Annotated in this window: 22 protein-coding genes; 21 read left to right on the top strand and 1 reads right to left on the bottom strand. The window is 54.4% G+C overall.

Annotation, left to right across the window (positions count from 1 at the left end; all coding sequences use genetic code 11):
* Positions 1 to 104 precede the first annotated feature (104 nt).
* The 10 genes from EGJ68_RS06305 to EGJ68_RS06350 all read left to right on the top strand — a co-directional run bounded on the left by EGJ68_RS06305 (position 105) and on the right by EGJ68_RS06350 (position 8,326).
* The gene (locus tag EGJ68_RS06305; RefSeq protein WP_158283540.1) at positions 105 to 464 is read left to right on the top strand and encodes a LysR family transcriptional regulator domain-containing protein; all 360 of its coding nucleotides are present in this window, start codon (positions 105 to 107) and stop codon (positions 462 to 464) included.
* Between the two features lie 163 nt (positions 465 to 627).
* A complete protein-coding gene (locus EGJ68_RS06310) occupies positions 628 to 2,277 on the top strand; it encodes a sigma-54-dependent Fis family transcriptional regulator (protein WP_123033627.1) in 1,650 nt (549 codons plus the stop codon).
* Positions 2,278 to 2,482: 205 nt separating this feature from the next.
* Positions 2,483 to 2,764: a phenol hydroxylase subunit gene (locus tag EGJ68_RS06315; protein WP_123033628.1), complete on the top strand. Its 282-nt coding sequence runs from the start codon at positions 2,483 to 2,485 to the stop codon at positions 2,762 to 2,764.
* Between the two features lie 28 nt (positions 2,765 to 2,792).
* On the top strand, positions 2,793 to 3,773 hold the full coding sequence (locus tag EGJ68_RS06320) for an aromatic/alkene monooxygenase hydroxylase subunit beta (RefSeq protein ID WP_123033629.1): 981 nt from the start codon (positions 2,793 to 2,795) through the stop codon (positions 3,771 to 3,773).
* A 15-nt stretch (positions 3,774 to 3,788) separates the two neighbouring features.
* Positions 3,789 to 4,058: an MmoB/DmpM family protein gene (locus tag EGJ68_RS06325; protein ID WP_123033630.1), complete on the top strand. Its 270-nt coding sequence runs from the start codon at positions 3,789 to 3,791 to the stop codon at positions 4,056 to 4,058.
* A gap of 12 nt (positions 4,059 to 4,070) precedes the next feature.
* Positions 4,071 to 5,603, top strand: a complete 1,533-nt coding sequence (locus tag EGJ68_RS06330) for an aromatic/alkene/methane monooxygenase hydroxylase/oxygenase subunit alpha (RefSeq protein WP_123033631.1) — start codon at positions 4,071 to 4,073, stop codon at positions 5,601 to 5,603.
* A gap of 14 nt (positions 5,604 to 5,617) precedes the next feature.
* Positions 5,618 to 5,980, top strand: coding sequence for a phenol hydroxylase subunit P4 (locus tag EGJ68_RS06335; RefSeq protein ID WP_123033632.1), 363 nt, complete (start codon positions 5,618 to 5,620; stop codon positions 5,978 to 5,980).
* A 13-nt stretch (positions 5,981 to 5,993) separates the two neighbouring features.
* Positions 5,994 to 7,052 (top strand): NADH:ubiquinone reductase (Na(+)-transporting) subunit F, encoded by a 1,059-nt coding sequence (locus EGJ68_RS06340; protein ID WP_123033633.1) that lies wholly within the window; start codon positions 5,994 to 5,996, stop codon positions 7,050 to 7,052.
* 9 nt (positions 7,053 to 7,061) lie between these two features.
* On the top strand, positions 7,062 to 7,400 hold the full coding sequence (locus tag EGJ68_RS06345; protein WP_123033634.1) for a 2Fe-2S iron-sulfur cluster-binding protein: 339 nt from the start codon (positions 7,062 to 7,064) through the stop codon (positions 7,398 to 7,400).
* A complete protein-coding gene (locus tag EGJ68_RS06350) occupies positions 7,397 to 8,326 on the top strand; it encodes a catechol 2,3-dioxygenase (protein ID WP_123033635.1) in 930 nt (309 codons plus the stop codon). The genes EGJ68_RS06345 and EGJ68_RS06350 overlap by 4 nt, the downstream gene beginning before the upstream one ends.
* Before the next feature lie 34 nt (positions 8,327 to 8,360).
* Here EGJ68_RS06350 and EGJ68_RS06355 read toward each other — a convergent pair whose 3' ends face one another.
* Positions 8,361 to 9,035, bottom strand: coding sequence for a GntR family transcriptional regulator (locus EGJ68_RS06355; RefSeq protein ID WP_123033636.1), 675 nt, complete (start codon positions 9,033 to 9,035; stop codon positions 8,361 to 8,363).
* A gap of 255 nt (positions 9,036 to 9,290) precedes the next feature.
* On the opposite strand from EGJ68_RS06355, the gene EGJ68_RS06360 reads away from it, so the two are divergent.
* The 11 genes from EGJ68_RS06360 (at position 9,291) to EGJ68_RS06410 (ending at position 22,478) form a co-directional block, all read left to right on the top strand.
* Complete coding sequence (locus tag EGJ68_RS06360; RefSeq protein ID WP_123033637.1) at positions 9,291 to 10,220, top strand: catechol 2,3-dioxygenase; 930 nt, start codon at positions 9,291 to 9,293, stop codon at positions 10,218 to 10,220.
* Between the two features lie 38 nt (positions 10,221 to 10,258).
* Complete coding sequence (locus EGJ68_RS06365) at positions 10,259 to 11,719, top strand: 2-hydroxymuconic semialdehyde dehydrogenase (RefSeq protein ID WP_123034080.1); 1,461 nt, start codon at positions 10,259 to 10,261, stop codon at positions 11,717 to 11,719.
* A 15-nt stretch (positions 11,720 to 11,734) separates the two neighbouring features.
* Positions 11,735 to 12,526, top strand: a complete 792-nt coding sequence (dmpH, locus tag EGJ68_RS06370; protein ID WP_123033638.1) for a 2-oxo-3-hexenedioate decarboxylase — start codon at positions 11,735 to 11,737, stop codon at positions 12,524 to 12,526.
* Between the two features lie 192 nt (positions 12,527 to 12,718).
* Positions 12,719 to 13,561, top strand: a complete 843-nt coding sequence (locus tag EGJ68_RS06375) for a WD40/YVTN/BNR-like repeat-containing protein (RefSeq protein ID WP_158283541.1) — start codon at positions 12,719 to 12,721, stop codon at positions 13,559 to 13,561.
* 14 nt (positions 13,562 to 13,575) lie between these two features.
* Complete coding sequence (locus tag EGJ68_RS06380; RefSeq protein ID WP_233248692.1) at positions 13,576 to 15,999, top strand: efflux RND transporter permease subunit; 2,424 nt, start codon at positions 13,576 to 13,578, stop codon at positions 15,997 to 15,999.
* Positions 15,962 to 18,022: a DUF1302 domain-containing protein gene (locus tag EGJ68_RS06385; protein WP_233248693.1), complete on the top strand. Its 2,061-nt coding sequence runs from the start codon at positions 15,962 to 15,964 to the stop codon at positions 18,020 to 18,022. The genes EGJ68_RS06380 and EGJ68_RS06385 overlap by 38 nt, the downstream gene beginning before the upstream one ends.
* Before the next feature lie 27 nt (positions 18,023 to 18,049).
* The gene (locus EGJ68_RS06390; protein WP_123033641.1) at positions 18,050 to 19,360 is read left to right on the top strand and encodes a DUF1329 domain-containing protein; all 1,311 of its coding nucleotides are present in this window, start codon (positions 18,050 to 18,052) and stop codon (positions 19,358 to 19,360) included.
* 73 nt (positions 19,361 to 19,433) lie between these two features.
* Complete coding sequence (locus tag EGJ68_RS06395; protein ID WP_123034082.1) at positions 19,434 to 20,027, top strand: 2-hydroxychromene-2-carboxylate isomerase; 594 nt, start codon at positions 19,434 to 19,436, stop codon at positions 20,025 to 20,027.
* A 33-nt stretch (positions 20,028 to 20,060) separates the two neighbouring features.
* Positions 20,061 to 20,699: a glutathione S-transferase family protein gene (locus tag EGJ68_RS06400; RefSeq protein ID WP_123033642.1), complete on the top strand. Its 639-nt coding sequence runs from the start codon at positions 20,061 to 20,063 to the stop codon at positions 20,697 to 20,699.
* A gap of 60 nt (positions 20,700 to 20,759) precedes the next feature.
* Positions 20,760 to 21,551, top strand: a complete 792-nt coding sequence (locus EGJ68_RS06405; protein WP_269845655.1) for a fumarylacetoacetate hydrolase family protein — start codon at positions 20,760 to 20,762, stop codon at positions 21,549 to 21,551.
* An 18-nt stretch (positions 21,552 to 21,569) separates the two neighbouring features.
* A complete protein-coding gene (locus EGJ68_RS06410; protein ID WP_123033643.1) occupies positions 21,570 to 22,478 on the top strand; it encodes an acetaldehyde dehydrogenase (acetylating) in 909 nt (302 codons plus the stop codon).
* The last annotated feature ends 12 nt before the right edge of the window (positions 22,479 to 22,490 follow it).

Genomic DNA, 22,490 nt, shown 5'->3' on the forward strand with positions numbered 1-22,490 from the left:
GTCTTTCAATTCACCGAGAGCACGCTTAAATGGGGAGAATGAGGTTAAGAAACGGCAATCGCCGATCACTTCGTTCCACCGTTAGAACGACGAACAGGTAGCAGTTGGGGGTTCGACTTATTCGGCGCACGTCGCACCAACTCAAGGTGACCGAGGTCGTCGATACGATCGATCAGCCCGCGCGCAGAGCAGTCGATGAAATCGAGACGGCGAGGGCCAACATGGAAGTGAGCTCCGGCATGCTGGCCGGCAAAGTTCGCATGACCTGTTCCGTGGGTATGGGGGAATATGCACTGAGCCCCTCGGTTACACGCTGTCTGAAATCTCAACCAAAGGTAGAAGACATTCAGCAGGTCACCAAACACACGGTAGACCTCATTAACAGTGGTCTGGAGATAGCCATGAAAGGCCTGACGTACTTTGAGAAAATCTGCCACGACGAATCCGGTGAGCGATGCCCCTAGGGGTTTCTGTCTGCATGGGGCCGGATGCGGTGCCGTTGTGTTGTGCACGTCGGTTTCAGGGCGGGATCCCGGTGGCTTTGTAAAGTCGGGTCAGTCGGTGTAACGTGTGCGCGCAGCGGGACGCGGTGACTCCCCATAAGAATAAGCCAACATGGGCACGGTAATGAGCAACGAACTGCCGGATCTACCGGCACTTGATGACCTGCAGGAGCTTCTGCGCTTCGAGCCTGAAGAGGGCCGCATCTGGCTGGCGGAAGAACGTATGGTGCTGTTGCGCAGCAGCGAACTGCAAGCCTTGCGCAAGGAAATGATCGAATCTCTGGGGATAGACCGGGCCAAGGGCCTGCTGATTCGCATGGGGTATATCGCCGGTCAACGCGACGCGGATACGGCGCGGCGCCTGCGCCCTGATGCCCCCATGTTTGAAACGTTTTCCGTGGGTCCCCAATCCCATATGATGACCGGGCAGGTGAAGGTTGTACCCGTCAGCATGGATGTCGACGAAACCAGCAAGACCTTTCACGGCGTTTTTGAGTGGCAACATTCCTTTGAAGCGGAAATATTTCTCGCCGAGTACGGCGTGAGTTATGAACCCGTGTGCTGGTCGCAGATCGGCTATGCCAGTGGATTCACGACACGCTTCACGGGCCGTCAGATCCTCTTCCGTGAACTGGGCTGCATGGGATGTGGCGAGAAGGTTTGCCGCATTGAGGGGCGTCCCGTTGAAGAGTGGGACGATGCCGAGGAACTGCTGCGCTACTACCGCCCTGATCGCATTGCAGACCAGTTGTTCACGCTGCAGTCTCAGGTTACGGCATTACGTGAAAACCTCACGGCGGAACAGAGCTTTGGTGATCTCGTGGGATGCTCGGCAAAGTTTCTGAAAGTGCGTGAATTGCTGGCACGGGCGGCTGAAAGCAAAGTGACGGTTCTGCTGCTGGGTGAAACTGGCGTCGGCAAGGACATGTTTGCCAAGGCCTTGCATCAGGGGAGCCCGCGTCGTGACAAGCCTTTCATCGCAGTCAACTGCGCGGCAATCCCGGCCGACCTGATAGAGGCCGAGCTGTTTGGTGTGGAAAAGGGCGCCTACACAGGCGCCGATCAATCCCGACCAGGTCGCTTTGAGCGCGCGCACGGCGGCACCTTGTTCCTCGACGAGGTGGGAGAGTTGTCTCCGCAGGCACAGGCGGCCCTGCTGCGTGTGCTGCAGGAAAGTGAGCTTGAGCGGTTAGGGGATACGAGAACACGCAAGGTTGATGTGCGACTGGTCGCCGCCACCAACGAAGACCTTGAGGAGGCAGTCAGACAAGGCAGGTTCCGCGCAGATTTGCTGTATCGTCTGAATGTTTACTCGGTAACGGTACCTGCCCTCAGGGAGCGCATTGATGACGTTCCCGAACTGGCGCGGCACTTCGTCGACAAGTACTCCAGTCTGCATGGGAAAATTCTCCGTGGTATCACGGATCGTGCGATGGCCATGTTGCGTGATTATCACTGGCCCGGGAATATCCGAGAGCTGGGTAATATTATCGAGCGCGGTATTATCCTGGCAGATAATGGCGGTCAGATTGAAGCCTCGCACCTGTTTCCGCAGGCGATGCCAAGTTCCGTGTCAGAAGCGCCCAATGAAGCAGAGCTGAACCAGTTAGCCGAGAGGTTACTTGAGCAGGGCTGTGAGCTTTCCGCTCTGGAGCAGGTGTTGATAGACCGCGCTATGGAGCGGGCGGGTGGTAACATTTCCAGGGCGGCCAAGTTGCTCGGACTCACACGCGCAACGCTTGATTACAGGCTGAAAAAACGCGCCAGTCCCTGATCAAAACGCTCCGCCAGATTAATCATTTCGTGAATTATCAGTGTATCCCGCTTCAGCAAATGGTGAATTCTTCAGTTCTCCACCGCGTTGGTCTTCGCTAGAAAATAGTTAACCCACTAAAAAATATATATTTTTTCAGAATTGGCTTAGCGTTTGCTTTGTTAACTGGCAGCAGATAACAAAAATACGTGACTGGAGCCAGATCATGGTACCCGTAATCAAACACCCGGCGGCTGAACATGCCGCTGGCCAATTCAGCGCCCTGAAGCGCTACGTCCGTATTCGCGGCGTCATCAATGACAAGTTCATCGAATTTGATTTCGCCATCGGCGACCCCTCGCTCTATGTCGAGTTGGTGCTTCCCACGGCTGCCTTCGACGCGTTCTGCAAGCATAACCAGGTCGAGATGATGACGAGCGAACAATCCGACGCCGTGGACGCTGACATGGAGAAATGGCGCTACGGCGAAAGCGACCCCCACCGGTAATCAGTTCAAACCAGCAGCAGGTATTCCAATGAGTATTGAAATAAAAACAGCAACACTGGAGCCGATCAGGCACACCTTCGAGCACACCAAGCGTCGTTTTGGCGACAAGCCGGCTTCCCGTTATCAGGAAGCGAGCTATGACATCGCTCCCGAGCAGAATTTTCACTATCGACCGTTCTGGCAGCCGGACAAGGAGTTGTTTGATAAGAGTCGTACTGCGGTAGTGATGGAAGACTGGAACGTACACAAGGACCCACGCCAGTATTACTACGGCACCTATGTGCAGGCGCGCGCCAAACTGCAGGAAGTCACGGAGAGTAATTACGCGTTCTTCGAGAAACGCGGCTCTGCGGACCGCATGAGTGAGGCAGTACGTGCAAAGATTATCCGTTGCCTGGTGCCGTTGCGGCACGCGGAATTGGGCGCAAACATGAACAATATGTTTGCATTTTCCTACGGTACCGCAACCGTAGTGAATCAAGGCTTTCTCTACAACGCCATGGATCGGCTGGGGATAGCGCAGTACCTGTCACGCATCGGCCTGTTGCTGGATGGAAACAGCACCGAGAGTCTGACGTTGGCGAAAGAGTACTGGATGACCGATCCCGCTTGGCAGGGGCTGCGCCGCTATATTGAAAATGTGCTGTGCGTGAAAGACTGGTTTGAGGTCTTCATTGCGCAGGATGTAGTGCTCGATACATTGCTCTACGACATCATCTATCGCCAGTTTGACGAGGCGATTACCGAGCAGGGTGGATCCGACCTGGCCATGCTGATTGAGTTCATGCAGGAGTGGCACAAGGACAGCTCTCGCTGGGTGGACGCCACGTTGAAAACCACCGTCGAAGAATCTGATCACAATCGAACCACGATAAAGCGTTGGGTAGACGATTGGCGCGAAAAGGCGGTAGCCGATCTGGCGCCGTTGGCAGAGATCGCAGTGGGTGACACAGCAATGGCTGCCTCACTGGACGTGTTGAATCAACGTCTGGCCAAGGTCGGCCTTTAAGGGAGTAGCGGAAGAATGTCTAAAGCCTATATCGCACTGCAGGACAACGAGGAATCTCACTACATAGTGGAGGCCATCGAGCAGGACAATCCGGCCGCAACGGTGATTTATCAACCGGCGATGATTCGGATCGAGAACGAGGGTCGCTTGGTAATCAACCGGGCGACAGTGGAGGAGAAGATGGGCAGGGACTGGGAAATACCCGCACTGCATGTGAACCTGATCACACTGGGCGGCAACGTCGATGAAGATGACGACCAGTTTTCCCTGACCTGGAAACAATAAGGAGAGGCAGAGATGAGCAATCGCAAAATCAATATGAAGGAAAAGTACCGCTTGCTGACCCGTGACCTGGACTGGGAATACAGCTACCGCGATTACAAAGAGATTTTTCCCCAGGAAGAATTCGAAGGAATCAAAATTACTGACTGGAGCAAGTGGGAGGATCCCTTCCGTCTCACGATGGACGCATACTGGAAATATCAGGCAGAGAAAGAGAAGAAGCTCTACGCCATCCTTGACGCCTTTGCCCAGAATAACGGGCAACAGAATGTCACCGACGCTCGGTATGTCAATGCGATCAAGTTGTTCCTGACGGGCATCTCTCCCGGCGAGCATCAAGCGGCAATGGGCTTTGGTCATGTGGGCCGCCAACTGGGCGGCGTCGGTGCACGCGTCGCCTGCCAGATGCAGGCGATCGATGAGTTGCGGCATGTTCAGACGCAGATTCATGCGATGAGTCACTACAACAAGTTCTTCGATGGATTCCAGGACTTCTCACACATGCACGACCGGGTGTGGTACCTGTCCGTACCAAAATCCTTCTTCGACGATGCACGTACCGCCGGTCCGTTCGAATATATGGTGGCCATCGGCTTCTCGTTCGAATATGTCCTGACCAATCTGCTGTTTGTGCCTTTCATGTCCGGGGCCGCCTACAACGGCGATATGGCCACTGTCACCTTTGGTTTTTCAGCGCAGTCGGATGAAGCACGACACATGACCCTGGGGCTGGAAATCATCAAGTTCCTTCTGGAACAGCATCCGGACAATGTGCCCATTGTGCAGCGATGGATTAACAAGTGGTTTTGGCGCGGGACTCGCATGCTGGCGCTGGTCGCAATGATGATGGATTACATGCTCCCGAATAAAGTGATGTCCTGGCAGGAGGCTTGGGAGGTCTATTTCGAAGAAGCGGGCGGTTCGTTGTTCAAGGACCTGGCACGCTACGGCATTGAAATGCCCGCTTATGCGAAGACGGCAATTGCCGAGAAAGAGCACATCTCGCACCAGGCCTGGAGTATCTTCTATAACTACGGCCATGCGGCGGCTTTCCACACCTGGATGCCGACTGAGAAGGAAATGGATTGGCTGTCGGAGAAATACCCGAACACGTTTGACAAGTACTACCGTCCGCGTTTCGAGAAGTGGCGGGAAATGGAGGCAGCAGGAGAGCGCTTTTATAACCCGACCTTGCCCATGCTGTGCCAGACCTGCCAGATCCCAATGGGTTTTACCGATATGGAAGATCCAACATCAACCTTTTATCGCCAGTCTGAATACGACGGTGAGCGCTATAACTTCTGCTCGGATGGGTGCAAAGACATCTTTGATCATGAGCCGGAGAAGTATGTCCAGGCGTGGTTGCCTGTGCATCAGATTTATCAGGGCAACTGCGGTGGCCCTTCCATGGAAGACGTTCTCGGGAACTATTACAAGATCAACCTTGGCGTTGACAACATGGATTTCCACGGCTCGCCGGACGAAGAGCGCTGGAATATGTGGCACAACCTGGAGTCGGCTGAAAACAAGTTGAAGCGGGCGAGTTGAGAGGAGCACGAGAAATGAGTGTAGCAGCTATTACGCCGACCTATGTCGGAGAGCGTCGAGACAGGGTAGAGAACTTCCACGGTAACCAGATCGTTTATGTTGGCTGGGATAGGCACCTGATGTTCTGCTCCCCCGTTGCGTTTGCTCTGCCGCCCGAAACACCGTTTTCTAAATTGCAGGATGAAATTATTCCGGGCGCATTCAGCCAGCATCCTGATTTTGCACAGATAGACTGGAGTGCGGTGGTGTGGCATCTGAACGGTGCACCTTTTTCACCGAGCCGCGATAAGAGTCTGATAGAGCAGGGGGTAGACCATAAATCGATTATACGCATGGCCACGCCCGGGTTGAATGGAATCAAGGGTTCGGGTAGCTGAGCAGGGACGTACTATGTACCAGGTAACGGTAGAACCCACCGGCGACGTGGTGGATGTTGAAGAGGGGCAGACCATACTTGATGCCAGCTTGCGGCAAGGGGTGTGGCTGCCTTTTGCCTGCGGCCACGGCACCTGCGGAACCTGCAAGGTCCAGGTATTGGAAGGCGATGTCGATATAGGGGATGCTTCGCCCTTCGCGCTAATGGATATGGAGCGCGATGAAGGAAAAGTCCTCGCTTGCTGTGCGATTCCAGAGAGCGATATGGTCATCGAAGCCGACATTGATGTTGACCCGGATTTTCTGGGCTATCCGGTCGAGGATTTCGAGGGAACGGTGGTTGCGATTGATGACCTTTCCCCCACAATCAAGGGCGTGAAGTTCGAACTGAGTCGACCTATCCAGTTCCAGGCTGGGCAGTACATCAATCTGCACATGCCAGGGGTGGAGGGGGCCAGGGCCTTCTCGATAGCCAACAAGCCCTCGGAGAATACCGTATTGGAGCTGCATGTACGGCGTGTCCCGGGTGGAGCCGGCACAGGCTACATACACGACCAGTTACAGATCGGTGACACGCTGTCTGTGTCCGGCCCGTACGGACAATTCTTTACGCGCAAGTCAGCTCCCGAGGATCTTATCTTCATTGCCGGGGGATCTGGATTATCCAGTCCCCAGTCTATGGTGTTGGATCTTCTCGAGCACGGTGATACACGCCAAATCACCCTGCTACAGGGCGCGAGAAATTTGTCTGAACTCTACAATAAGGAGCTGTTTGAGCGGCTGGCGCAACAACATGGGAATTTTACTTATGTGCCCGCGCTGGACAATCCGGTACCCGAGGACGGGTGGGAGGGTTTCCGCGGATACGTCCACGAAGCGGCCATTGCTCACTTTGAAGGGCAGTTTTCGGGTCACAAGGCTTACCTTTGCGGACCGCCTCCGATGATCGACGCGGCCATCACGGCTTTGATGCAGGGTCGACTGTTCGAGCGTGACATCTATATGGAACGATTTCTCACTGCTGCTGACGGAGCGGAGGGCGCCACCAAGAGCGCCCTGTTTAAAAGGATTTAGTGAGAGACCATGAGATTTTCAGTCAGTCTTGGTGATGGAGGGAGCAGCTTTCACTGCGGTGATCAGCAGAACCTCCTTGAGGGAATGCAGTCCTTTCAGGTCGGTGTCCCTCTACTGAAATTGATTCCGGTGGGTTGCCGGGGCGGGGGTTGCGGTGTCTGTCGGATACGTATCCTCTCTGGGCAGTTCGAGACAAAGAAAATGAGTCGAAAACATGTTTCGGATCAGGAGCAGGCCGAGGGCGTCGCGCTGGCATGCAGGGTGTATCCACGCAGTGACCTTTCGATAGAGCTTTTGTCATCTGCAGAAAACAATAACAATCATAGTGAACGGGAGTCTCTCTCATGAGGAAAGGTGTAATGCGTCCTGGCCATGTACAGATACGGGTTATGGATATCGAGGAGGCGGTTATCCATTATCGGGACCGCCTGGGATTGATCGATGTTGGCAGAGACGCGCAGGGTCGTGCCTATTTAAAGGGCTGGACTGAGGTCGACCGTTTCTCTGTTGTATTGCGAGAGGCGGATGAACCCGGCATGGATTTCATGGGCTTCAAGGTGGTCAGCAGCGAGGTTCTGGAGCAGCGGAAACAGGATCTATTGCGGTATGGCTGTCAGGTCGAAGTTATTCCCGCGGGGGAACTGGATGGATGTGGCGAGCGCGTCCGTTTCGATTCTCCCACGGGCCATTATTTTGAGCTATATGCAGAGAAGGACCAGACTGGCAAGTGGGGGGTTAGTGAGAGTAATCCTGAAGCCTGGCCCGAAGACCTGAAAGGGATGCGTGCCAATCGTTTTGATCACTGCTTGCTCTACGGTGATGATATCGATGGCACCGCAGCACTGCTGCAGAATGTTCTGGGGTTCCAACTCTCGGAACAGGTTCTCGACAGGGACGGCGGCGACATGCGTGTTGCGGCGTTCCTCGCCTGTTCCATGAAAGCCCACGACGTTGCGCTGGTACGTCACCCGGAGAAGGGCAAATTCCACCACGCCTCGTTTTATCTGGATACTTGGGGCGACGTACTGCGAGCTGCTGATCTCATCTCCATGCACGATATTGCACTGGATATCGGGCCTACACGTCACGGCCTCACGCATGGTCAGACCATTTACTTTTTCGATCCATCAGGCAACAGGAACGAGGTGTTCACCGGAGGAGACTACACCTATCCGGATCATCCGGTGGTCACATGGGACGCGCAACAGTTGGGCAAGGCCATCTTCTACCACGATCGGCAGTTGAACGAGAACTTCCTGGGGGTGGTGACCTAAAATCCTGGCGAGATCGTCGCTACGAGGCGTAAATCTAAGGCGTGCCTGGTTTTACGCCCAGGTTGTCCTGCAGTAGTTTCTTTGTGATCTCCGCGGTCCGTCTGATGTGCTGCTCGTTGGCGGCACAGAGGGCGGGAATGTCTTTAGTCAGAGCAGCGTCGCAGATGGCTATGTGCTCATCGTGCACGTTGCGTCGCGATTTCCGGTCGATGCGGGCGAGGTTGCGATAGCGTTTGTGCTGGTCGTAAAGGATTTCATGAAAACGCATCAGCCACGGTGAATGGCAGCACGATACCAGTGCCAGGTGAAACTCCCGATTGCGTACCTCCCACTCCTGTAGATCTGGTTCCTTCTGCATCTCAGCTTTGGTCAGGTGATGAAAGGCAGCGACGACCCGCGATTCCCAGGCGTCATCGCTGTTTTCGACGCTCTGGCTTAGCGCCATCCCTTCCAGAATGACGCGTAAGTCTGTGATCTCCTCGAGTTCGTCCGAGGACATTTCAGAGACGCGGAAACCCCTCTGTCCGCGCACTTCGACAAACCCGTCCGAACTTAGCCGGTAGAGCGCTTCCCGTAGCGGCGTGGCCCCGACGTTATAGGTACGTTTCAGGAGATCAATGCCCAGTTTGTCGCCGGGGCCGAAGTGGCCTTGAACGATGTCCTTCCGCAGTTGCCTGTACGCCTGATCAGTAAGTGTTTTCGCTTCCATGACGTCGTTTTCCAGTACTCGTGTGTCGAAATAATGCGCGAAACAGCGTGGTTTCAGTGTTGAGAATACGTGGAACGTTATCGAAATTCCATCTGCATGCTCATATCAAAGCGATCTTAGAGACACAAAAATAAATAACGTTAAAATATCGATAAAAAGTTGTATATCGATAAAATATCGATTATCGTAAAAATCTACTCCAAAAATGAAGCCGTGCTTCCCAAGTCGGATTGCGCCAATAAGGAGAATAACGTCATGAGAAAAGGGGTTATGCGCCCGGGGCATGTTCAGCTCAGGGTTCTGGATGTAGAAGAAGCTGTCGCTCATTACCGAGACCGTATCGGCCTGATCGAAGTCCACCGCGACGGGCAAGGCCGCGTTTACCTGAAGGGTTGGACAGAGGTTGATGCCTGGTCGGTCGTGCTGCGTCCCGCCGAAGAAGCCGGCATGGATTTTATGGGTTTCAAGGTTCTGGACGCCGAGACGCTACAGGCACGGAAGCAGGACCTGATCAATTACGGTTGTCACGTTGAGAGCATCCCCGCCGGCGAGTTGGATGGCTGCGGTGAACGTATCCGCTTTCAGGTTCCCACCGGGCACCACCTGGAACTCTTTGCCGAAAAGGAGCAAACGGGCAAATGGGGCGTGGGTGAGCACAACCCTGAAGCCTGGCCTGAAGACCTTAAAGGAATGCGTGCAACACGGTTTGACCACGCATTGCTCTACGGTGATGACCTCGACGGCACGGTTGATCTTATGACGACTGTGCTCGGGTTCCAGCTTTCAGAGCAGGTGCTTGACCGCGAAAATGATGACTTCAGGCTCGCCGCATTTCTCACACTTTCTACCAAAGCGCACGATGTGGCGTTCATTCGTCACCCCGAAAAGGGCAAGTTACACCACACCTCCTATTACCTTGATACCTGGCAGGACGTGCTGCGGGCCGCTGACATTATCTCGATGCATGATATACCGCTGGATATCGGCCCCACGCGTCATGGTCTGACCCACGGACAGACCATTTACTTCTTCGATCCCTCAGGCAACCGCACAGAAGTCTTTGCCGGTGGTGACTACACCTATCCCGATCATCCCGTGACCACCTGGGACGCTGACAAGCTTGGCAAAGCGATTTTCTACCACGACCGCCAGTTGAACGAAAACTTTCTGGGTGTGGTGACCTGATCATGCGCGTTAATCCAGCCGAACAAGTAGAGCATGCAATGCGTGAAGTGAAGAACTTTATCAATGGGGAGTACCGCGCCTCTTCCGCGGGCAAGACATTCGACAAGTTGAATCCCTGTACCGGCTCCCTCTTCGCCAAAGTGCACGAAGCCACAAGAGAGGACGTGGATGCAGCGGTGAAGGCAGCGCGCGATGCACTCGATGGACCCTGGGGAAGGATGAGTGAGTCTGAGCGTGGAGCCATTCTGTACAAGGTGGCTGAGGGCATTGACGCGCGTTTTGATGAGTTTCTCGCTGCCGAATGTGCGGACACCGGCAAGCCTTACGGTATCGCCAGCCATATTGATATACCTCGTGGTGCTGCCAACTTCCGTGTGTTTGCGGACGCCGTGAAAAACTTTGCCACGGAGGCGTTCCAGACGGCGACGCCTGATGGTAAAGGCGCATTTAACATCGCGGTGCGCAAACGCAAGGGCGTAATTGCGGTGATCAGCCCATGGAATCTACCTTTGTTGCTGATGACCTGGAAGGTGGGCCCTGCACTGGCTTGCGGAAACACAGTGGTGGTCAAGCCCTCGGAGGAAACGCCGACAACAACCTCCCTGCTGGGTGAGGTGATGAACGCGGCAGGAGTCCCTCCGGGTGTGTTTAACGTGGTGAACGGATTTGGGCCAGACTCGGCTGGGGCCTTCCTGACTGAGCACAAAGGCGTTGATGCCATCACTTTCACAGGCGAAACACGGACTGGTGAAGTGATCGCTCGCGCAGCTGCCAAGGGCTTGCGGGATGTATCGATAGAGTGCGGCGGCAAGAATCCGGCCCTGGTGTTCGCTGACTGTGATATGGACAAGGCGATCGAAGGCACCTTGCGTTCAGTGTTCGCCAATTGCGGTCAGGTTTGCCTGGGCACGGAGCGCGTGTATGTCGAGCGACCCATCTTCGACGAATTTGTCGAGAGACTCGCGCGCGCTGCTGCTGATTTTACGTTGGGCTTGCCTGACGATCCACGTACCGATATGGGGCCGCTTGTTTCCCATGAGCACCAGCAGAAAGTTCTGTCTTACTACCAATTGGCGGTCGACGAGGGTGCGCAGGTAGTGCTTGGCGGCGGTGTGCCAGAAATGCCACCAGAGCTGGCGGGCGGCGCGTGGGTCCAACCTACCATCTGGACCGGACTTCCGGACGATTCAAGGGTCGTTCGTGAAGAGATCTTCGGACCGTGCTGCCACATACGCCCCTTTGATACAGAGGAGGAGGCCATCGCGCTGGCAAACGACACCACCTACGGTTTGGCCTCGGCGGTCTGGACGGAGAATGTGTCGCGAGCCCTGCGTGTATCTACGGCAATAGACTGTGGCATCACCTGGGTGAATAGCTGGTTCCTGCGTGATTTACGAACGGCATTTGGCGGCACCAAAGAGTCGGGAATCGGGCGAGAAGGCGGTGAGCACTCCCTCGAATTCTATACGGAACTGCAGAACGTCTGCATCAAGATCTGACAGAAAAGGAATCCCATGAGCACACTGAGCCACGAGACCGTAGAGCGGTTGGCAGAACATCTGGAGAATGCGGAGTTGCAGGCTCACGACGTCACCAAGATCACCGATGAATATCCCGAGATGGATTTCGAGGATGCCTACAACATCCAGTGGGCGATTCGGCGCCGTAAGGAAGCTCGTGGAAACAAGATCGTGGGAATGAAAATGGGTCTGACCTCCTGGGCCAAAATGGCACAGATGGGAGTGGAAGAGCCATGCTATGGCTTTCTAGCTGACTACTTCAGCTGTGCAGACGGCGCTGCGATCAAAACCTCGGAGTTGATTCACCCCAAAGTCGAAGCTGAAATCGCCTTCGTTACCAAGAAGGCCCTCAAAGGCCCCGGTGTGCATGTGGCGGATGTAATCGCTGCCACGGATTTTGTTCTTCCTGCCGTCGAAGTCATCGACTCCCGCTACAGGGACTTCAAGTTCGATATCAAGAGCGTTGTGGCAGACAACAGTTCCTCCTCGCGTTTTGTGACGGGGGGGCACAGTCGCCCGTTGCAGCATATGGATCTGCGCACCTGTGGCGTGGTGATGGAAAAGAACGGTGAGATCGTAGAAATGGCGACCGGCGCCGCTGTACTTGGTGACCCTGCAGCGAGCGTTGCCATGTTGGCGAATATGCTCGGTGAGCGTGGCGAAGAGTTGCCAGCCGGGAGTTTCATCATGACGGGAGGAGTAACCGCCGCGGTTGCTGTGCAGGCCGGGGACAACATTACCGTTCGCTACCACGACATGGGTACGATCAATATGAGGTTTGTGTAAGGCCCCGCCTTGCCAAGCAGGAACAGCATTATGAAAACGATAACGGCAATGCTGCACACTTTACGTAGAGTCCTTCCACAGCCGCGTCTGTTTTTGCTCACTTTTCTGGTGGGGCTTCTGGCAGCGTGTGAGGCGCCATTGAACCTTGAGCGGGTGGCAGCGGAGAAAGCGCGAGATATCAGGCGCTATGACATGTTTCAGGCCGTCGCTCACAATGGCGAGAGGGTTATGGTCGTCAGCTCTGTGGGAGCCATTGTCACGTCTGAAGATTCCGGGAATAGTTGGAAGCGCAGTAATCTGCCGGGTCGGCCCGCGCTAATCGATATCACCGCCTGTGCAAACGGTAACTTCTATGCGCTCGATTCGGAGCGTCGCGTTTGGCGTGAAGGCAGTGATGGAGCTTGGGTGCCCGCTGCTATCGATACCCAGGAAAACACACTGTCGATTCACTGCGCGCCAAGCGGGCGACTTTGGGTTACCGCCAGTTTCGGCACCTTGTACTGGACTGACGGCGAGGAAGCACCTGCTCAGTGGAACGAGTTCAGCCTTTATGAGGATTTGCAATTCACTGCTGTGCGCTTTGTTGACGAGCAGAATGGCTTCGCCCTTGGAGAGTTTGGCGTTGTTTTGGCCTCCACAGACGGCGGCGACAATTGGGAGCAGCGCGAGGCAATTCCCAACGAATTTTATCCGATGGCTGTCGACTTTCTCGATGCAAGCACCGGGTGGGCTGGTGGGCTGGATGGCGTTATCTGGCAGACCCTTGACGGCGCTCGTAGTTGGACACGTCAGGAATCCGTTACCACGGCGCCAATCTATAACCTGCATGCCGGCGACGAGGGTATTTTTGCTGTCGGCGGGAGCGCGAAGCTTGTCGAGCTGAAGGGCGGAGCCTGGTCGGTATTCGAAGGTGCGCCTGAAGTGCTGGCATTCATGCGCGGACTGGACACCCTGACCAACGGCTCTCTGTTGGTTGCAGGGGGCGGTGGAACGCTCGCAGTTATCCCGCTGGCACACAGAACTCAAAAAATATAATCAGGTATCTCGATGTGAAAGAAGACAGTGTGATTAGTCGATTTTTCAGAATGATAGAAGTCTTTGTCTTCTACCATCCTAAAACCTTTCTCTCGGTGATACTGCTGGCGACGGCATTCTTTGCTACTCGCGTGCCCTATCTGGAGATGTATTCCAACTTCGCAGATCTATTGCCTCAGGAACATCCCTATATCCAGCTGCACAACGATGTCAAAGATACTTTCGGCGGTGCCAACAACGTAGTAATGGCGATATCGGTGGAGGAGGGTGACATTTTCAATTCTGACACTTTGTCGCGAATCCATCGCCTCACGCTCGGCGTCGATTCCCTGCCAGGTGTAAACCATAACCTTGTGCGCAGCTTGACCCACCGGACGGTACGTAAGACATGGCTCACTGAATTGGGCAACATGAATTCAGAGGCCTATTACGACCCACTCTATCCCGACATGACCGAAGAGCAACTCAAGCAGTTGCGCCTCGACGTGATGGCAAATCCCACGGTGTACGGCTTGCTGGTTTCTCCCGATCTCAAGTCTGCACTTATTCGTGGAACCTTCAATGAGGGACAGCTGGATTATGTAGAGATATTCCGCCAGCTCGGTAAGCTCAAGGATGATGTGGAGCAGCTGCGCGCCACTGAGGTCGCACCGGGTGTACATATCTATGCAACAGGCCAGCCGGTGCTTATGGGTTGGGTATACAGTTACCTCAACCAGATCATGCAGATATTTTTCCTGACTCTGGCGATCCTGCTGGCTTTGCTTGTCCTGTATTTCCGCTCACGACTCTATGGAATAGTGCTGCCTCTGATAGGGGTCTTGATTTCCGCGACCTGGGGGTTGGGTATTGTCGCGCTACTGGGCTACAACCTTGATCCACTGACTCTGGTCATTCCCTTCCTCATTACTGCCAGAGCGATGTCTCATGGTATCCAGCTGGTTGAGCGCTACTATCAAGAAGCTCACGAAGCGCACGATAATCACGATGCGGCCCGGCGGACGTTCGAAACGCTCTTTCGGCCTGGAACTCTGGGGATTGTTTCCGATGCCGTAGGACTTTTGCTGATTTCCCTGGGTTCTTCGCCTATCAATGTAAAGCTCGGTATTTACGCGTCAATCTGGGCTGGTACGGTCGTGATTACCGTGCTGATAGCGGTCCCGCTGGTGTTGTCCCTACTGCCGTTAAGCAAGGTTTCCAGTAGCGCCGAAGAAGATGCCCAGACAGGTGTATTTGCCTCACTCGCACGGGTTGTTACCAGCAGCAGAGGCTCAGCAGGTGTTTTGCTGCTCGCACTGGTGGTCTATATCGGTGGCGGCGTTCTCAGTTCCAGGGTGCAGATTGGGGAATCAGAACCAGGCTCACCGATTCTCTATCCCGATCACGACTACAACGTGTCTTCGCAGAATATCAACGACAATTTCCCGGGCTCTGAGGAGATGTACATTGTTGCCCGCACGAGCGAACCCGGTGGGATAAAACGACCGGAAGTATTGCGTGCCCTCGAAGATCTGCAAATTCATATGCTCAAAGACCCGGAGATGGGTGGCAGCAAGGGCATGCCTGATCTTGTAAAGCAGGTCAATCGCATATTGCACAACGACGATCCACGTTGGTCGGTGATTCCCGACGAGGCTTCTTATGTCGGTGGCTTGATGTTTGCCTTCATGGCGTCCAGCCCCATTCCGGGTGCTCTGAAGGAGTTCGTCGACACGGATGAGCAGACCGCAAACCTCGTATTTTTCTATAAGGACCACAAAGGCGAGACCCTGCGACGTGCAATCCATATGGCGAAAGAGTGGATAGAGGATCCCGCTAATCAGGTGGAAGGACTTGAGGTTCGTCTCGCAGGGGGGCCAATTGGCGTCACAGCGGCAATCAACGAGGCCGCATTTGAAAGCAATATTGTCATCATCCCGGCAGCCATGGCGCTCATCTTTCTTTTCGTAACGCTTTTCTACTGGTCCTTGCATGCCGGCTGGCTCATGTTTCTTGTGATGACTTTCTGCACCGTTGCCACATACGCGTACATGGGCATCGTAGGTATTGGCATTGATGTGAATACCGTGCCGATTATCGCCGTGGGTATCGGGGTTGGTATCGATTACTCGATCTACATGATGGACAGGATACGCGAGGAAACCGCGAGGCTGGGAGGCGATCTGGAGGCAGGAATTCGTCTTGCGATTGCCACTACCGGGAAAGCCATCGCGTTTACGGCTACCGCGCTTATTGGTGGCGTGGTCATGTGGGCCTTCGTGTCAGATCTGCGTTTTCAGGCAGACGCAGCACTTCTCCTTGTCGTGATGTTGATACTCAACGCCTGGGCGGCGGCGAATCTCGTGCCTGCCTGGATCGTCCGGTTCCGGCCGGCGTTTATCGTCAAAGCGGAGTTGTTGGATGATGAAATTCATGCTGAGCCAGTCACGGCTGGATGATGTTGTACCGGGTGAACGGCCGCGGCCGCTAATAAAACCTTTAAAGGGGAATCCAATGAGAAATAAAAAGATGATTCTAGGCGTGCTGGGAAGCACCGCTTTTATGGCTGGCCTTGGCGCTGGTTCTGTCAACGCACAGGACAAGCAGTGGGATACGGCGGGGTTCGTTGAAAATGCGACCTTCTATCGTGACGGTGCGGGCATATCGAAGTCGCGCAATACAGGGCAATTTGAGTTCAGTAAAGACTTCGGCAAGAAATTTGGCCTGAGTAACTTTCGCGTCAGTGGCACCTTACGTGGCACCTACGATGCGGTCTACGACATCAATGATAACGAGTACGGCAAAAATGCTGGCGGTGCCCGGAGCTTTGAGAACTTTGGCAGTACAACTGCCCAGGCACTTTTTGGCGGTAATGGTGATTCGCCTTGGGGCCTGTCCATTCTCGGCAATGGCGGGGCTGCGGCGGGCAACCCCATACCTCCCGGTTTCCTTTACGACGTATCCAGTAATCCGAATGCCGGTCTTAAAGTCTTGGGCGAGGACATGCACGCTCCAATGGCGGGGGTAACCATCGGCGTGCCGGTACGCCCGTGTGACGAGGACAGCCGGGGTTGTGGCCTGCAGGACTATATGGATTTCGATACCAACGATCTCCGCTTCCCTGAGTTCAACGATCAGCTGGATTTCATTCGTGAGCTGTATTTTGAAGGCAGCATTCCCACCGGCGACATGTCCGAGTGGTTTTTCCGCGTCGGCAAACAGCAGGTGGTCTGGGGACGCACGGATCTGTTCAGGGTTCTCGATATCATCAATCCCGTCGATTACTCCCGGCAGAATATTTATGACGAGCTTGAAGATATTCGTATCCCCCAGTGGATTGCCTCTGCCGAGTACCGTTGGGGCGCCACGGAAACGTTTGACGACCTGAACCTGCAACTGGTTTGGAATTTTGATGAGTTCCGTCCCAACGCGCTGGGGCAGGGCGGCACGCCTTATTCGATTCTGGATGCCGGCTCCTTCTTCAGGGCCATGAACAACTGCTGGGAAAATGGCTGTACGGTTTCAAATTTCGTGCCTGCTGGCGCTATAGGCCTCGATGATCCAGGACTGATTGCCGCGGATTTTGCCCCGGGTGTAATCGGTATTCGGAACGTCAACCTTCCCTCCGGTCATGATCAGGGTGGTATCAAGCTAGAGGGTGTCTACAACAGTGTGGGCTTCTCGCTCAACTACTACCACTTCTATCAGCAGTTGCCGGTGCTGCGCGGCAATATTCCTTCCATGAATGCGTTTACGGGCGAAGTAGCGGATTGGGACCACCTGATTGCCTTTGACATCGACTTCCCGGAAGTTGACCTGTTTGGCGGCTCCCTCGACTTCTACGTAGACAGCCTGAAAACTGTGTTCCGCGTTGAAACAACCTATACGCAAGGCGAAGAATTCGCCAACACGCTTCAGCCGGATCTGTATTCCGAATCTGACGTCCTGCGCTGGGTATTGGGGGTAGACCGGAATACCTTTATTCCGTTCCTCAACAAGAACCGCGCATTCCTCATTTCCGGTCAGGTATTCGGTCAGCATTTGCTCGACCACGAGCTGGTGAGCGGCCCGCTCGGTGATATCGGAATGCCCGATTGGGAAGATAACTACACCATGACCCTGCTGATCAAGGGTTGGTACAAGTCCGATACGATCAGCCCCCAGGTGATCATGGCATGGGACTATGAGGCAGGCGCCGGCACCATTGCGCCATCGGTTGATTGGCTGATCAGCGACAGCTGGAGACTGGTCGTAGGTTTCAACATCAAGGTCGGCGACAGCATGGAAGACCAGCAGTTTGATGATTGCCGAACCTGTAATCCATTCCCTCCATTTACTGCCAGCCCAGCTCATGCAGATCCAATGCAATCCGGTTCGGTGGGTCTGAGCGGGATACAGCCACTGGGTCGCTTCCGGTCTGGACCGCTGGGTAGCGCCAGTGAGGAAGATGAGTTCCAGGTGACATTACGCTATCGCTTCTAATCACGATAACAATCAGGAGATACGATCATGTTTGAAAAATCCGTAATAACCCTCGCACTGGCTGTCGGCCTGGGCGCGGGTCTGGTCCCCGCGGTGAGCGCGGACGTGGTAGACGATTCTTTCTATCCCTACAGGGATGGTACTCCCACGTCCGAAAATCTGGCCGTTGGTATGACCATCAATGCCGCCAACGCCGACCAGTTCAAGGACATTCTGGATCCGGCGACCTACGAACAGTTGAAGAACGGCTGGTGGGAAATGGAGGTGGGTGATACCACGTCCTTCGATCTTCACCCGAATTACGTGGAGGCCACCCGCAAGGGGCTTGGCCAGGTCAGTCTTGGTGAGCAGCTGGGACAGATTAATGGCTTTGTGGCCGGTCGACCATTCCCGGAGCAGCCGAGCCTGGACGATCCGCGCGCCGGAGAAAAACTCGCATGGAATTACAAGTACGGCTACAACTGGGGTGATAGCGCAGCTATTTACCCGTTCTACTGGCGCTATCGTGATCTTGAGTCGGGGAAAATTGAGCGAACACTCAAGTTCAATTTTCACTTTCTGAACTACAAGCACCGAGTGCAACACGATCCTGTGCCTGAGTTCGAAGACAACCCATCCGATCTTTTTCGGGCTATCTATGTGCAGGTGCTTGAGCCGTTTGATGTAAAGAACACGCAACTGCTGATTCACCGGTCGTCTGATGACCAGACAGCAGACAACACATGGTTGTATCTTGGTTTTCAGCGCCGTGTTCGTCGCCTGTCCTCAGGTCAGATTACGGACTCTTTCCTCGGTGCTGACATCATGATTGAGGACTTCGAAGGGTACAACGGCCGCATTTCTGACATGAACTGGAGTTACAAGGGCACCAAGAACATCATGCTGCCTTTCTTCAACCACAATGACCTGGAGCTTGCCACTGATCTGGAAGAAAGTGACGGTTACCAGTTTGTTGATTTTGGCGGGAAGGGTGGTTGTTTCCCGAATATCACCTGGCAACTGCGGAAGGTGCATGTTCTGGAATCAGATCCAGTGGATGAAAACCATCCCATCAGCAAGCGCACGCATTACGTTGATGCACAGACGTTTACCTTGCCACGTACGCTCATCTACGACCGCAAGGGCGACCTGTGGAAGTCGTGGCTGATTGGACAGGCTCACCCTGATCACCACCTCGAGAAGAACAAGGGAACCGGCGTTTCTATTGACGATGCTTTCTCGATGCTGGATGTACAGGCGGGGCATTGCACTACAGGTCAGTTCAAGGGACAGGTTGATCCCAAGTTGAACGAGGTGAAGATCTTCACCGTGCAAAATATGCGCGCCAAGGGCCGATAGTCTGCGGTGTTCTTTTGGCCAACTCCCGGCGGCTATGCAAGGCGGGGAGTTGGCACTTTTTATGGATGTAGCCATGACAGACACGGTTGATGTAACGCTGTATTTCAATTTTCGAAGCCCTTACTGCTACATCGCTTCGAAGACCCTGTTCCGAATATTCGATGACTACCACGCCAATATGGTGTGGCGGCCTCTGGGAGGCTGGTCTGGTCGATCCTCTCCCGAGCGAGCAAAAGTCAAAGTTCCATTGACGAGGCAGGATGTACGTCGCATTACGGCAAAAATGGGGATTCCCATGACCCCTCCTCCTATAACTACTGATCCTACCATCGCCGGAGCCGCTTCTTTGCTGGCTGAGGAAAGAGGCGTTTTAGGTCAGTGGATCGTGGAGGTCATGCGTGCCGAATGGGCCAGCGGGCTGGACATCGGCGATCAGCAGGTACTTATCGACATTGGAGAAAAGATCGGCCTTGATAGGGGCTCCCTTGAGCAGTCTTTTGTCAATCCGGCTTACCTCAAGCAGCTTGAGGACAACTGGATAGAAGCGCAGGAGCTTGGGTTGATCGGTGTTCCGAGCTTCCGTGTTGGTGATGAACTGTTTTGGGGTTCGGACCGGATTGAATATGTACTCGATCACCTCAATGACCTGCGCCTTAAAAAGTGCTGATTAAAATGCGGATCATCGCCAGTTCGAAACCCCATGATTACTTTATACCAACGTACTGACTGCCCGTTTTGTTGGAAGGTTCGTCTTTCCCTGGCCGAGTTGGGCCTCGGCTACACGACCATTGAAGTAACGCTGGGAGAAAAACCAGCCGATCTGTTGCGACTGACTCCCACCGGTTCGGTGCCCGTTTTGCTGGATGGCAGTGTCGTGATTTGGGACTCTGGCGTAGCGGTGGACTATCTTGACGCACGCTATGGCTTGGGCTCCCTAATTCCCAGAGATCCGGTGCGGCAAGCGTGGGTTAAATGTTTGCACGCGTACTCAGACAAATGTGTAGGGGCAGCGCTTCGACCACTGGTATTCGAAACGCGCTCCAAGCCTGTTGAGGATCGGGACCAGCGTATCATTGAGACCAGTGCGTTGGCGTGGCAGGAGAGTCAGGCGTGGCTTGAATCACATATCGAACCCCAGTGGATGGGCGGTTCTGCGCTGAGTTCAGGAGAGTGCGCGCTCGCAGCCCGCTGTGGTGTGGCCGAGGCATATGGTGTCGGCGTGAGTGACGAATTTCCCAAACTATACAATTGGTTTAAGGCGGTGCAGTGGCGACCTGCATGGGACGCCGCTTATCCCACTGCGTTTATTACTGCAAATCTGCCGCGCGGCAAAGGCTGAGTTGGGCTGGCCGCAGTCACGTGGCAATTGTTTCGCTTCCGAAGAAAGGTGTAGATCGCGATGATGGATCAGGAAAGAATCAACCTGTTGGGGGATGAGCTCTACAACGCGTTACGTGGGGGCCATACGCTGGAGCCTTTGACTGACCGTGAACCCGCTATCCAGATTGAAGATGCGTACCGTATTAGCCTGCGCATGTTGAATCGCCGGGTGGACGGTGATGGCGAGAAGGTGATCGGCAAGAAAATTGGGGTTACCAGCAAGCCTGTTCAGGACATGCTCGGTGTTTTCCAACCCGATTTCGGGTTTTTGACGGATGCCATGGAATACCCGGACGGAGCTGAGATTCCCATTAAGGGAAGTCTTATCGCGCCGAGGGCTGAAGGCGAAATTGCCTTTCGACTGAAAAAAGATCTTGTCGGCCCCGGGGTCACCGAGGCCGACGTGCTCGACGCTACAGAAGCCATTATTCCCTGCTTCGAAATCGTGGATTCACGCATTAAGGACTGGAAGATCAGGATTCAGGATACCGTTGCCGACAACGCCTCCTGTGGCGTTTATGTGCTTAGTAAGAAGGAGGTGGATCCCAGGCACTACGATCTACCCGGTTTGCACATGAGAATTTACAAGAATGGGGAACTTCACTCAGAGGGTATGGGCAGCGCGGTTCAAGGAAACCCGCTCACAGCAGTGGCCTGGCTGGCCAATACCCTGGGAGAGTTTGGCATACCTTTCAAAGCCGGCGAGGTGATTCTCTCCGGCTCACTGGCACCTTTGATTCCTGTTGTAGCAGGTGATGTGGTGTCATTGGAGGTCGAGGGAATTGGTGGCTGCAGCTGCAAGTTTGTGTGATGGTCAAAGAGGTTGCATATGAGTAACAAGATAAAGGCGGCCATTATTGGCCCAGGTAATATTGGTACCGATCTCCTGATGAAGGCTCAGCGCAGTCAGCTGATTGAGCCGGTATGGATGGTTGGCGTGGATCCCGAATCGCCCGGCCTGGCTCGCGCTGCGGAAATGGGTTTGAAGACCACTGCCGATGGCGTAGACGGCATGCTGCCGTTCATGCAGGAGGATGGTGTTCAAATCTGCTTTGATGCTACATCTGCCTATGTGCATGCGGAGAACAGTCGCAAGGTGAACGAGCGCGGAGCAGTGATGATAGATCTGACTCCCGCGGCCATCGGGCCCTTCTGTGTGCCGCCAGTCAACCTGGCCGATGCGGTAGCCCGCAAGGCAATGAATGTGAACATGGTGACCTGCGGTGGCCAGGCCACTATTCCCCTGGTTGCGGCAGTCAGTCGAGTGCAGGAAGTTACCTACGGTGAAATCGTAGCGACAGTGAGTTCGAAGTCGGCAGGCCCGGGTACGCGCAAAAATATTGATGAATTTACCCGCACAACTGCCAGAGGGATTGAGGTGTGTGGCGGCGCTCATACCGGTAAAGCCATCATCATCATCAATCCGGCAGAGCCCCCACTTATCATGCGCGATACGGTTCACTGCCTTACGCACGATGATCCCGATCAGGAGGCAATTACTCGCTCAATTCACCAGATGATTGCAGAGGTACAGAAGTATGTGCCTGGCTACACACTTAAGAATGGTCCTGTTTTCGAGGGTAAACGGGTATCGATTTACATGGAGGTCGAAGGCCTGGGCGACTTTTTGCCAAAGTATGCGGGGAACCTGGACATTATGACAGCGGCGGGTTTGCGAACAGCGGAAATGTACGCTGAGGAAATACTATCCGGAAATTTCGTGCCAAACGCGGCCTGAGGAGAAAAATTG

The organism is Haliea alexandrii (assembly GCF_003719295.1).
Lineage (GTDB): Bacteria > Pseudomonadota > Gammaproteobacteria > Pseudomonadales > Halieaceae > Haliea > Haliea alexandrii.